This is a genomic window from Polaromonas sp. P1_A2 (assembly GCF_056406895.1).
This window is the reverse complement of record NZ_JBFTZI010000001.1, coordinates 1,433,306-1,446,079: the sequence shown is the minus strand read 5'-3', so window position 1 is coordinate 1,446,079 and position 12,774 is coordinate 1,433,306. Positions and strand designations below refer to the sequence as shown.

The 12,774-nt window shown below is 65.6% G+C and carries 9 protein-coding genes and 1 riboswitch; of the genes, 7 read left to right on the top strand and 2 right to left on the bottom strand.

All coding sequences use genetic code 11. From position 1 onward, the window contains the following. The coding region (locus AC1D09_RS06965; protein ID WP_477700987.1) for a DUF349 domain-containing protein at positions 1-2,114 on the bottom strand (2,114 nt) is incomplete at its 3' end. A gap of 184 nt (positions 2,115-2,298) precedes the next feature. Beyond that, positions 2,299-6,210, bottom strand: coding sequence for a DUF748 domain-containing protein (locus AC1D09_RS06960; RefSeq protein WP_477700986.1), 3,912 nt, complete (start codon positions 6,208-6,210; stop codon positions 2,299-2,301). Between the two features lie 760 nt (positions 6,211-6,970). On the opposite strand from AC1D09_RS06960, the gene AC1D09_RS06955 reads away from it, so the two are divergent. The 7 genes from AC1D09_RS06955 to AC1D09_RS06925 all read left to right on the top strand — a co-directional run bounded on the left by AC1D09_RS06955 (position 6,971) and on the right by AC1D09_RS06925 (position 12,762). Next, positions 6,971-7,852, top strand: a complete 882-nt coding sequence (locus AC1D09_RS06955) for a lytic transglycosylase domain-containing protein (RefSeq protein ID WP_477664040.1) — start codon at positions 6,971-6,973, stop codon at positions 7,850-7,852. A 136-nt stretch (positions 7,853-7,988) separates the two neighbouring features. Beyond that, positions 7,989-8,118, top strand: a riboswitch (ZMP/ZTP riboswitch). A 58-nt stretch (positions 8,119-8,176) separates the two neighbouring features. Then, positions 8,177-9,421 carry a serine hydroxymethyltransferase gene (gene glyA / locus AC1D09_RS06950; protein ID WP_477664039.1) on the top strand — a complete coding sequence of 415 codons (1,245 nt, stop codon included), beginning with the start codon at positions 8,177-8,179 and terminating at the stop codon, positions 9,419-9,421. Between the two features lie 103 nt (positions 9,422-9,524). Then, on the top strand, positions 9,525-9,974 hold the full coding sequence (gene nrdR, locus AC1D09_RS06945; protein ID WP_007872661.1) for a transcriptional regulator NrdR: 450 nt from the start codon (positions 9,525-9,527) through the stop codon (positions 9,972-9,974). A gap of 98 nt (positions 9,975-10,072) precedes the next feature. After that, the gene (locus AC1D09_RS06940) at positions 10,073-10,717 is read left to right on the top strand and encodes a GspH/FimT family pseudopilin (RefSeq protein ID WP_477664038.1); all 645 of its coding nucleotides are present in this window, start codon (positions 10,073-10,075) and stop codon (positions 10,715-10,717) included. Beyond that, entirely contained in the window at positions 10,711-11,289 is a 579-nt protein-coding gene (gene pilV / locus AC1D09_RS06935; RefSeq protein WP_477664037.1) for a type IV pilus modification protein PilV, read from the top strand. Before AC1D09_RS06940 ends, pilV begins: the two co-directional genes overlap by 7 nt. A gap of 38 nt (positions 11,290-11,327) precedes the next feature. Further along, positions 11,328-12,227, top strand: coding sequence for a PilW family protein (locus AC1D09_RS06930; protein ID WP_477664036.1), 900 nt, complete (start codon positions 11,328-11,330; stop codon positions 12,225-12,227). Continuing rightward, positions 12,214-12,762, top strand: coding sequence for a pilus assembly PilX family protein (locus tag AC1D09_RS06925; protein ID WP_477664035.1), 549 nt, complete (start codon positions 12,214-12,216; stop codon positions 12,760-12,762). Before AC1D09_RS06930 ends, AC1D09_RS06925 begins: the two co-directional genes overlap by 14 nt. The last annotated feature ends 12 nt before the right edge of the window (positions 12,763-12,774 follow it).

The following is a 12,774-nucleotide window of genomic DNA, read 5'->3' as shown; positions in this document are numbered from 1 at the left end:
GCCACGATGGGCTTGGGCGCGGGCTTGGGCGCGGGCGGCGGTTCAGCGGGCGCGCTGGCCGGCTCGCCGGCTTCGGCGAATTCCGCGGCGGCGGCGGCTTCAGCGTCGGCGGCAGGCTCGGCGGCCTGAGCGGCCGGCTCGCTGCCAACGGCAGCCAGCGTGGCCTCCACGGAAGGCGTGGTGGCTTCGGGCGCTGGCGCTGCGGCTGCGGGCGCTGCGGCGGCAGCCACGGGCACCTGGCCGCGCACAATGGCTTCCAGCGCCTTGGCGGCGGCATGGATCTTCTGGGCGTCGCCGCTGGCGGTGGCGGCTTCCACGGCCTTGGAGGCTTCCAGCACCATGCGGTCGTATTCACCCAGGGCCGCGGCGGCTTTTTCGCGCTCGGCGGTCTTGCGCTGGAAGGCGTCGTCTATGGGCTTGCGGAAAGCGTCCCACATCTTCTGTTCCTGCTTGCGCTCTATGGGCACGGCCTGCGCCTCATGTTGCCAGCGCTGCTGCAGCGACTTGACGGCGTCTATGCGCAGCTGCGGCTCGGCGCCCAGCACGCCGGCTTCTTCAATCATGGCCTTGCGGCGGGCGATGCTTTCGCTGCGCGCGGCGGTCAGCGCGGCGTCGGCCGTATCCATGGCGGCCTTCCACACGGGCTGAATTTCGGCAAAGGCCTTTTCACCCAGGTGGCCGGCCTCGCGCCATTTTTCGACAAAACCGTTGAGGCTGCGGATGTGGTGCTTCCAGTCGGTATTGCCCTTGTTGGCTTCTGCCCAGGCAAGGACTTCGTCGATCAGCAGCTTGCGCTCGGCCTTGACGGTTTCGTTTTGCTCCTTGACCTTCTCGAGCCAGGCCTCGACGACCTTGTGGGCTTCGTTGCAGGCGTCGTCAAAGCGTTTCCACAGCGCGTGGTTGGGCGTGCCGCCCTGGTCGCTGGTCTTCCACTGCTCACGCATGGCGCGCAGGGCTTCCTGCTGCTTGCGCCCGCCCAGCGGCTTGGCCACCAGCGCTTCGGCCTTCACGACCAGCTCTTCGCGAATCTGGTCGGCGCGCCAGCGCTGCCAGCCTTCGAGTTCGCCGGCCGCGGTGAGCGCGGCATGCGCGGCGGCTTCGAGCTTGCTGTCGATGTTGCGGATGTGTTCCTTGAGCGCCTGGCGCAGCTCGGCCGCCACCTTGGGGGTGGACTTGCCATGGCCTTCGGTGACCTCATGCTCGAGCTTGGCGAGCGCGGCCTGCACGGCGGCGGACGACTTTTCGCGCATCTCCTTGAGCACGGCCGGATCGATCTTGGCCTTGGGCGCGCGCGCGGGCTGCTCGCCCTCGGCGGGAGCCTGGCCTCGGGCGGCGCGCAGTTCATCGGCCCACACGGGCACGGCGGGCAAAGGCGCGGCCGTGTCTTCGGCGGCCTTGACGGCCTGTGCCAGCGCGCCCTGGAAGGCTTCCCACACGGCCAGCAGCTGGGCGCGCGAGGCGTCAAGCAGCGGCGGGAACTTGGCGTCCACGCTGGCCCAGTTGGCGTCGTGCGTGAGTTCATCGGCCTGGCCCTGCCAGTGGGCCACGTCGGCTTTCAAGGTGTCCAGTGCGCCTTCGGCTTCGCGCCAGGGCTTGATGGACAGCACCTCGATGCGCTGCGCGATCAGCACGGCGGCCTCGCGCTGCACCTGGGTGCGGTGCTGCAGGTCTTCAATCGTCTTGACGCGCTCGGCCAGCTGCGCCTTCAGGCCGGCCAGCGGTTCCTTGGACAGGGGAGCGCCGGCCTTGGCGGCGTCGCGCTGCCAGGCCAGGGCGTCGGCCAGGTTGAGCTTGGGCACGGCCAGCAGCGCCTGGGCTTTGTCGGCCCATTCGGCGGCCACGGCTTCCTGGCCCTTGCTGCGTTTGATCTCGTCGAGCTTTTCCTTCAGCGGCTTGGCCGCGCCCTTGTCGCGGTTGGACAGGTCCTTGTAGACCTCGGCCATCTGCTCGGCCGTGGGCTCGGTGGCCAGCCAGCTGCGGATACGCGAGGCGCGCTCGCCGGAGGTCGGCGCGGAAAACGCGCCGCCGGTCAGGCCGTCCAGCGGATGGGCTTCGGCCTGCTTGGGGGATGGCGTTTTCACGGCGGGAGTGTCGGGTTTTGAAGATTTAAACATGGGAACGCAAGGTCAAAAAAATAGTTGCCGCCGACCGCAAGGGCTCCCTCGTCAGGGGATTCTTGCGCAGCGGCAGCAGGTATTGGAATGGATGGGAGGCCGCGCCGCGCAACCGCGTTGCGCGCATTGGCCCTGGTCCCATAAAAGCTTTATCAATAAAGCGCTGGTGCTATTTTCGCCTTTTTTAGGGCATCGCCAAATTCAGCTCCGCGCGGGGTGTCCATTTGGCCTCCGGCGGCACGGCTTTGGCCGCGCCCAGGAACAGCCTTTCGGGCGGCAGATCGCGCGAGGCGAGGTAGTCCTTCACCGCCACGCCGCGCTGCACGGCAAGCTCGCGCATGGCGTCGTCATTGACCTTGATGTCGGCCAGCAGCAGTTTTTCCATCTCGGGCACGGGCAGGTCCTTGGCCAGGCCTATCAGGTTGCGCGGCTTGGGCATGTCGGCGCGTTTATAGACTTCCTTGAGCAGCTCCGGGTATTCGGCCGGGCTGATGCTGACAACGGCCGAGGTGGTGCCGCCCTCCTTCACGGTGATGCGGCGTTTTTCGGCGCGCACCAGCGCGTCCAGCCGCTCGCGCTTGAAGCCCTCGCGCTCGGCCTCCACGCTGCTGGTGCCCACCACAGTGAGCTGCAGCGAAGGCCTGTCGAGCAGGGCCTTCGCAACCTTGTCCAGCCCGGCCTTGGCTTCGGGGCGCAGCTCGGCGCTGCCGGGCGCGAAGCCCACGGTGCTGAGCTCCTCGCCGCCGCCGCCGAAGGCGTTGGCCAGCAGGCTGAAAGGCGCGGTGATGGCCTTGACGATCACGTTGACGATGACCTTGACGATGATGGGGCCCAGGCTGAACTGCGGGTCGTTGAGCGAGCCGCTGATGGGCAGGTCGATGTCGATCACGCCGTTGCGGTCGGCCAGCAGCGCGACGGCGAGCTTGACCGGCAGGCTGGCGGTGGAGCCCGGCACCTTTTCGCCGAAGCTGAGCTGGTTCAGGATCACCTTGTTGGTGGCGGTGAGCTTGCCGTCGGGCTGCACCAGGTAGCTCACGTCGACGCTGAGCTTGCCGCGGTTGATGCCGTAGCCCGAGTACTTGACGGAGTACGGCGACAGCGGCGGCAGCTCCAGGTCGCGCACCTTGCCCTTGATGTCCAGCGCCAGCGGCTTGGCCAGGGGGTTGAGCTTGCCCAGGATTTCGAGCGAGGCCGTGCCCTCGGCGCGACCGCGCAGCTCCAGGTCCGCCATATTGGGGGCAGCGGCCGCCGCGCCGCCCGCCGGCGCGGGCGCCACCGACGAAAAGGCGCTGAGCTTGCCGGTCAGGTCGCTGAGGTCGGCCGAGTAGTTCGGCTTGACGAAGCGGTCGGAAAACAGCACCTTGCCGTTGATCAGGCTGATGGGGCCGAAGCTCACGATGGGCGGCGGGGCTGTTGCGGCCGGCGCGGCTTTCGCATCGGCAACCGTCGTTTTGGGCGGGGCCGTGGGCGCTGGCGCGGAGGCCGGCGCGGCGGCCGCGGCGGTGGTCTCTGCGGCTCCCGCCGGCTCCCCGGATTTGACGAGGTCCTGCAGGTTGATGCGGCCGTCGGGCATGACGATCACACGCGCGAAAAAGTCGGTCAGCACGGTTTCCTTGACCTCCACGCGGGTTGCCTTGGCCGGATCCAGCGCCACATGGAAGCCGCGCAGGTTCAGCGCTTTCCAGGCCAGCAGGTCTTCGCTGGGGGCCAGCGTGTTGGCGCGCAGCTCTTCCAGCGACACGTCGCCCGACACCTGGGCCTGGGGCCCTGCCGGCGTCTGGCGATAGGCTACCCGCCCCTTGAAGCTGGCATCGGCGCGCAGCAGCTCGATATTGAGGATGTCGGCAACGTAAGGCTCAAAGGCCTGTACCGGCAGCCGGTCGACCAGCAAGCGGCCCTGCGCCTGGAGCGGTGCCAGGCCCAGGCTGCCGTTGAAATCCAGCTTGCCGGGCTCGAAACGCCCGGAGGCCAGGCGCAGGGAGGCGGTCAGCGGCATGGGATTGGCGGCCTGGGCCCGGGATGCGGGCCTGTCGTCGAGCAGCAGCCCGCCCAGCTGGGCCTTGGCCGCGGTCACCTCAAAAGCCACCGGCTTGGCGCCGGCCTTGTCGGAAAACGACATGGCGCCGCCTTCAAGCTGCACGTCGTTGATGGCCACGGCCCAGGTGGGAGCCCCGGCCCGCGTGGCGGCATCGGTGGGTGGGGGCGCGGGCCTTGCCGCGCCGGAGTTCACCATCCAGCGCTCGTACATCCAGCGCTTGTCGCTGCCCCGCTCCACCAGGGCCTTGGGCTGGGTCAGCAGCAGTTTGGCGGCCTTGAAGTTCTGGCCGGCCACGTCAATGTCCACCTGCGCCAGGTCCACGCGCTTGACCGATACCAGGGAGACCTTGCCCTGCGCCAGTTGCACTTCGCTCAGCGCGAGCTGCGGCGCGCTGAGCCGCAGCACTTGCGGCTTGTCGCCGCTGGCCGCCTGCCAGTTCACGCCCAGCTCGGCGTCGAGCTGGCCGTTCAACGCCGGCAGCAGGAACTGGCCCACGTATTTGGCGGCCATGCCCAGCGGCCAGGCGGCCACCTTGGCCGTCAGTTGGGCGGCCTGGTCGGTGGCGCTGCCCTGGAACGTGAGCAGCGCCGGAATGGCAGGGGCTTGCGGCGCGGCGGGTTTGGCGCCTGCCTTTGCGCCAGCCTTGGCGGGCACAGGGATGGCAGGCGGCTCAAGCCCCACCGAGCCGTCGAATTGCAGCGGGGCGCCGGCCGAAAAAGGCATGGCGATGGCCGTGGCATTGAGCGCCAGGCCGCTCAAGCGGATGTCGGCGGGCGAAGCCAGGGTTTCGTCCAGCCAGTTCACGCTGCCCGCGCGCACCACCACACGGGCCACCTGCAGCTTCCAGGGTGTCGTCGCCGGCGCCTTGGCCGAGGTGGCGGGCTTTGCGGTATCCGGTACGCTTGCTTCACTTTTTGTAGCAGGCGCGGCAGCCGGCGGCAACAGGTTGAGCCGCCCCGACCGGTCGCGGACCACGGACAGCGCGGGCGCACTCAACTCGACCGACGCGAGCTTGACGAACTGCTCCAGCGGGCGCACGTCGGCCATGTACACCTGCAGCCGCTCAAACGCAAGCATGTCGGGGCGGTTAGCAGGCACCTGGCCCACCGCCTGCACGCGCACTTTTTCCGCCGTCACCGTGCCGGAGATCCGCACCTGCGTGGCCGGCGTCTGCTCAAACGCCACTTTGGCGTCGGCATGCAGCACGGCACTTTGCAATTTGTAGGGCAGGCTTGCCGGCCAGTAGGCCAGGTAGGGGTTCAGGTCAAGGCCGCGCAGCATGAAGGTGGCGTCGGTTTTGTGGGTCTGGGCAAAGGGTGTGCCTTCGGCGGCAGTGTCAAAGCTGCTGCCGTTGAGCTTGAAGGCCAGGTGCGGCGAGGTCTTGATCTCCCGCTGGGACTTGAGGTTGCTCAGGAAAGGCACGGAGAGGTTAAGGTCCCTCAGCTCATGGGTCTTGCCGACGGACTGGTCGGCAAAATCCATGCGCCCGCCGCTCACCACGATGTTGTAGACCGCAAAACGCGGCGGATCGCCGGCCGGCTGGTCCGCGGGCGCCTTCAGGCGCTCCAGGATGTCGTCAATGTCATAGCGCCCCCCGCCCTGGTGGGCCAGAAAGGCCACGGGTTCGTCGATCTGCACGGCGTCGGCCACCGGCGCCAGCCGCAGCAGGGATTCCAGTTCCGCATCTATATATATGCGCTTGACGGCGAGCTGGGGCACTTCCTGGGGGGAAGCCTGGGGAGCGCCGGCGGCTCCGGCCTTGGCGATGGCCAGGTCGCTCAGCGTGAGTTCGAGCGACCAGGGCTTGAAGTCGACCGCGCCCACAGTGACCTGCCGGCCCAATTTTTCAGAGGCGACCTTCTCCAGTTGCGATTTCAGGATGGACGGCACGGCCGCATAGGCCAGCACCCAGACCAGCAGCAGCACGCCCAGTGCCCAGGCGGCGCGGCGCCGCCATAGGGGCGAGCGGGCCACGCCGGCAGCCCGTGCCGGCAGGGTTTTTGCGGTGTTTCGCCATTCGATGTCGCGCCATTTATTCTTCAGATCATTGATTGCCATAGGCGTCGAGTTTTTAACGCTGGCGCCAATCGGTCAATGACTTATTTGAAAAAGACGGTCACCCCGAAAGGGCAATATCCAAAAGAAAAACCCCGGGCAGCTGAGCCGACCGGGGTTGACGGCGGGCGTTTATGCTCATGCCGTCGGGTTTCGCAAAGGAGAGATGAATCGTCTCCAGTGCGATGAAAGCAAGTGATTGCTTCCAGTTTTTCCGGGGTTGGTTACCCGGTTGGATGCCCAAATGAATCAGGCAACTGCAGGTTAAACCTCCCGCACCGTGCAGGCAAGACCATCTTTTCAATCACCGGGACCGGAGTGATTGCCGCAGCCTTCGGACCCCCGCCAGCATCCCGAAATCGCCCCAATCGTCCCACATCGGGCATCGGAAACCGCCTACAGCCGGACCCGCGATCCGCTGATCCGGTATTTTTCACGTCGAATCTAACTTAGAGCTTGGTCTCAAAAAGGGGCCGTAACTACCTTGATTCAGGCGGGTTCTGCCCAGAATCAAGGTTTTTATTTGCTTAATCAATATAAAGAAACGATTTGTTATTATTGACAGGTTATTTAACGACCCCATAGAATCCCGCCAGTCCCACAGAAACCTAGGGACAACCCGAATCTCCGCTGCCCCCCTTCCCCAAAGAAGCCGGCAACGTCAAACAGGGGTCAACACCCACAAGGCATGCCTTGGTTTGATGGCGACCCAATCAAAGCCTGCTTGGCCCCCAAAGGGCCTGCAAGCGTAGAAAGGAGTGCTATGACAGCGCTAGGACAATTCGGCCTTGAGGCGCACTTGAAAAGTGTACGCAGCAGTGTTTTAACCATTGCTGATGACATCGCCCAGGGCTTTTTCGAGATCACCCACAACAGCTTCGCCCTCCTGGGCCTGGCGGTCGTATTCGCGGTGATCACACTGACTGCCCGGCCCGACTTGCGTCAGGCCGGTGAATTCAAGCTCATGACCTGGCTGCAGCAGCGCCAGGAAGCGGCCATCGGCTTTACCGAGCCGGCCGCCATCGAGCGCGCCACGGCCTCCAATCCCAAGGACCTGCCGGCCCAGCAGGCGGCGGTGGCTTACTGGCTCAGCAAGAAATACGGCGTGGCGCCGGAGCCCTTGAGCGTGCTGGTGGCCGAGGCCTTCGACATCGGCCAGAAGGCCAAGCTCGACCCGACCCTGATCCTGGCCATCATGGCCATCGAGTCCGGCTTCAACCCGTTCGCGCAAAGCCCGGTGGGCGCCCAAGGCCTGATGCAGGTCATGACCAAGGTGCACCACGACAAATACGACAACTTCGGCGGCAAGCTGGCGGCCTTCGACCCGGTCACCAACCTGCGCGTCGGCGTCAAAGTGCTGCAGGAATGCATCGCCCGCGCCGGCTCCATCGAGGGCGGCCTCAAATACTATGTGGGCGCCGCCAACATGGAAGACGACGGCGGCTACGCCGGCAAGGTGATGGGGGAACACGCCCGGCTGCTGGCCGTGGTGGCGTCGGCCTCCAAGCGCGGCAAGCCCTCGCCCTTCTTTACTGAACCCGGCGGCAGCTCGCGCCCGGTTCCGGCCTCCCTGCCCGGCAAGTCCGAGACGCCGGCCTCCGAAGGCAAGACGCCTGAGAAGGTGGCGCTGCTGAGCCAGTCCTGATCCCGTCGGGGCGCGGCGAGAGGGCCCGTCCCGCCTGCGTCGCAAAGCCGGGCTGCTGCCAGCGCCCGGCTTTTTGCTTTCAGGGCCACGGGAATGGGACGATGCGCCGCGGGTTTTACGCGCCCTCAGTTACACTAGCCAAGTGCGCAACTGGCGATAGGCTCGAGGTTTTTACAACCATTGAAGCTGACGTGGGACACCACTGGGAAGCGCACCGCTGACGGCCGTTGGGCCTCAGCGTTCAGCCGTTCGCCTGGGCAGCCCTTGTTTCATCTAGAGCCACGGCTCATATGAATAGCAGGGACCACGTCTTTAAGGACTGCCATGTACCACCGCAACATCCTGGTCGAACAGACCGACCCCGAAATCTTCGCCGCCATCCAGGCTGAAAACGCCCGGCAAGAGCAGCACATCGAGCTGATCGCCAGCGAAAACTACGCCTCGCCCGCCGTCATGGCCGCGCAGGGCTCGCAGCTCACCAACAAATACGCCGAAGGCTATCCGGGCCGCCGCTACTACGGCGGCTGCGAGCACGTGGACGTGGCCGAGCAGCTCGCCATAGACCGCATCAAGGCGATCTTCGGCGCCGAAGCCGCCAACGTGCAAGCGCATTGCGGCGCCTCGGCCAACGAGGCCGTGTTCCTGGCCTTCCTCAAGCCCGGCGACACCATCATGGGCATGAGCCTGGCTGAAGGCGGCCACCTGACGCACGGCATGGCCCTGAACATGAGCGGCAAATGGTTCAACGTCGTCTCCTACGGCCTGAACGACAAGGAAGAAATCGATTACGACGCGATGGAGCGCAAGGCGCATGAGACCAAGCCCAAGCTGATCATCGCGGGCGCCTCGGCCTACAGCCTGCGCATCGACTTCGAGCGTTTCGCCAAGGTGGCCAAGGCCGTCGGCGCGATCTTCATGGTCGACATCGCCCACTACGCCGGACTGGTGGCCGCGGGCGTCTACCCGAACCCGGTGCCGCATGCGGACATCGTCACCTCGACCACGCACAAAAGCCTGCGCGGCCCGCGCGGCGGCATCATCCTGATGAAGGCCGAGCACGAAAAAGCCATCAACAGCGCCATCTTCCCCGGCCTGCAGGGCGGCCCGCTGATGCATGTGATCGCGGCCAAGGCCGTGGCCTTCAAGGAAGCCATGACGCCCGAGTTCAAGGCCTACCAACAGCAGGTCGTGAAGAACGCGCAAATCGTCGCCGACACCCTGACGCAGCGCGGCCTGCGCATCGTCAGCGGCCGCACCGAAAGCCACGTGATGCTGGTCGACCTGCGCGCCAAGGGCATTACCGGCAAGGAAGCCGAAGCCGTGCTGGGCAGCGCCCACATGACGATCAACAAGAACGCCATCCCGAACGACCCGGAAAAACCCATGGTCACCAGCGGTGTGCGCATCGGCACCCCGGCCATGACCACCCGCGGCTTCAAGGACGAGGAAGCCCGCGCCACCGCCAACCTGATCGCCGACGTGCTCGACAACCCGCGCGACGCGGCCACCCTGGAAACGGTACGCGCCAAGGTTCACGCCCTGACGAGCCGCTTTCCGGTTTATCGCTGATCGCGGCGGACGGCGCGGGAACTATGATTTTGATAGCATCCCGCGCCGATCTCCAGGGGCTTGCTAAGGACCGATTGATGTCTTTAAATTCAGGCCAACACCCATGAAATGCCCCTTCTGCGGCCACCTCGAAACCCAGGTTGTCGAAACCCGGGTGGCAGAGGACGCCGACTTCATACGCCGCCGCCGCCAGTGCGGCGCCTGCGAAAAGCGCTTCACCACTTACGAGCGGCCCGACGTGACCTTCCCGTCCATCGTCAAGAAGGACGGCCGGCGCATCGAGTACAAGCGCAGCAAGATCCTGGGCTCCATGAACCTGGCGCTGCGCAAGCGCCCGGTCAGCACCGAGCAGATCGACTCGGCCATAGAACGCATAGAAGAAAAGCTGCTGAGCCTGGGGGTGCGCGAGGTCGCCTCCAACCGGCTCGGCGAGCTGGTGATGCGCGAGCTCAAAAAGCTCGACAAAGTGGCCTATGTGCGTTTCGCCAGCGTGTACCGCAGCTTTGAGGACATCGACGAGTTCAAGACCCTGGTCGACGAGGTCAGGCGCTAGGAGCCTGGGCGGCAGAAGGCGCTGACCGTTCGTCACGCAGAGCTGACCGGGCGTCGAATACAGGAGGCGGGAGCGCCGGCGCATGCTCACAATTGCGCATGTTCGAAAATCTATCGATCGCCGGCCGTGCCACCTCCCGTCCCCAACCGCCCTGGCGGGTAAGGCGAATCCAGCACGGCTTTACCCTGATTGAAATACTGGTTGTCGTTGCCATCATCGGCATTCTGGCAACGCTTGCGGCGCCTTCTTTCCTGGGCCTGCTCGCCAACTCATCCGTCACCCGGGCCACCAACGGGTTTATCTCGGATACCCGCTACGCCCGCGGTGAAGCCATGCGGCGTGGAAAGAGCGTGACCATTTGCAGGACCGCGGACTCGACCGCGGCGAGCCCCGTATGCTCTACCGGAAACGGCACGACCGTCGGCGGCTGGATGCAGGGATGGGTGGTGTTCCTTGACAGCAACAGCAACGGCAGCTTCGACGCCGCGACCGACATCGTGCTGCGCGCCCAGGAGCCCATGGCCGGCATCAGCGACTTTTACGCCGTGGGCGTCTCCACCCCCACGGCCGTCAGCACCGGGAACGGCATCATTTATGACGCCACGGGCCGCGCCATCGGCCAGTCAGGCCGGTGGCTGGTACATGCCTCAGGCTCATTCGCCACCAACGCTTACTACACCCGCACCCTGTGCATGAACTCGGTGGGCCGGGTCAAAGTCCAGACGGGGGACACCGCATGCTAGGCCTCACCAGAAAATCCCCTCCTTCGCGGCACGGGCAGCAAGGCTCGTCGCTGCTGGAAGTGCTTATATCCATACTGCTCATGTCCTTCGGCATGCTGGCGCTCGCCGGCATGCAGGCCTACTCGGTCGCGGCGCAAAAGAACGCGGCCAACCGCGCCATCGCAAGCGCCCTGGCCACGGAACTGGCGGAAGTGATCAGGCTCAACCCGACCGGTCTTTCAAACGGCAATTACGACGTGGCGATGATGACCACGGGCAACCCCCCGGCCCTCGCGCCCTGCGTTTTTCCCAATTGCACCACCCCCGCGCTGCTGGCTGGCGCGGACCTCACGGCCTTCCAGAGCCGGGTTCGCGCGCTGCTGCCCCAGGGCGGGGTTGAAGTCACCCGTCCCGGCGCCAGCGCAACCCAGGCCAACATCTGGATCCTCTGGGAAGAAGCCAGCGTGCTGGACAACACCCGAAAGGTCAGCGGTGTCGACCAGTCCGCCGAATTGACGTCCGACAACTGCTCGGCCACCGCAAAGGCCCTGGCCACCCTGCCGCGCTGCTTTTACATGAAGGTGCAGTTATGACTTTGCGCGCAACAGGCTGCCCACAGCAGCGTTTCCGTATGCCCGCGGCAAAGTTCGCCGGAAGGCGGCAGTCAGGCTTTACCCTGATCGAGCTGCTGATCTCCATGGTGTTGGGCATGGTGATCATAGGCGCGCTGGTCGTCATGTACCTCTCCGGCAGCACGGCCACGCGCAACGCGCAGGCCCAGGGCCAGATGAACGAAGACGCGCAAATGGCGCTCGGTGTTTTTACCCAGGAGCTGCGCCAGGCGGGGTACAACCCCACGCGCACCGGCGGCGTCAAGAACGACCTGGGCCAGGGCGGCTGGAACCTTTACGCCTGCAACACGGGCTTCACGGATGCCACTGTCGCCAACATGAGCGCCCTGACCTGCGCCGGGAGCGGTGGCTTCGGCCTGGCCGTGGCCTACGAGGGAGACCTCAACACCGGAAAGAACACCGCCGGCGGCTTGCCCATGGACTGCATAGGCAACGGCGTGGCGGCTGCGGGCGCGGGGGGCTACTACACCATGCAGTCGCGCATCTCCATCACCAACAACACGCTGACCTGCCGCGGAAGCGGGAACCTGGCGCAATCGCAGGTGCTGGCTGAAAACATTGAAAGCGCGACGGTGAATTTCGCGGTCGTAGAGCCCGCCGTCCCCAACAGCCAGAACGTGCGCGGCTACCTGAGCGCCTCCGGCATCATCAACCCCACGGATGCGGCCTTGACGGCCCTGCCCATGCTGGACCGCTGGAACAAGGTGGTCGCGGCGCAGGTCTGCGTGGTGGTCAGGAGCGAGAACGTCGTGCTGAAGGACCTGGGCACCTCGGCCACCAAGCCAAGCTATCAAAACTGCGCCGGCACCGATGTCGACATCACCGACGGCAGAATGCGCCGCGCCTACCGCACCACGGTGCTGCTGCGCAATCACGGAGTAGGTTATGTCAATCCCTGAACCACGCCAAACCGTAAAAATGCACGGGCAGCAGGGCGTCGTGCTGATTGTGGCGCTCATCATGCTGATGATTCTTTCGGTTCTGGCCAGCATCTCGATCCGCGGCGCCTCGTCGACCGAACAGGTGGCCAACCAGAGCCGCCAGCAGGCACTGGCCCGGCAAACGGCGGAAACCGCCCTGCGCTTTTGCGAGCAGCAGGTGCAGCTTTACGCCGCCAACCCGGCCACCGGCTTCGCGCCTGAGGCAGCCCCCGTGGGCGCCGGTACCAAATACGGCTGGGAAACCATGGCCAACTGGGACACCCTCGCGCCGACGGCCAACCTCAAGACGGTCGCGTTCACCTCGGCCGGCGACGCCGGAGCCGTTGTTTATTTCACCCGCCAGCCCGAGTGCATGGCGCAGTACCTGACCCCCGCCGACACCAAAGTTTTTGTCACGACGGCCAGAGGCTTCGGCCCTGAAGTCGGCGCAAAAGACGGGAGCGCCCCCAGGGGCACCGAGGTGTGGCTCCAATCTGTAGTAACCATGAAATGATGCTCGACGCGA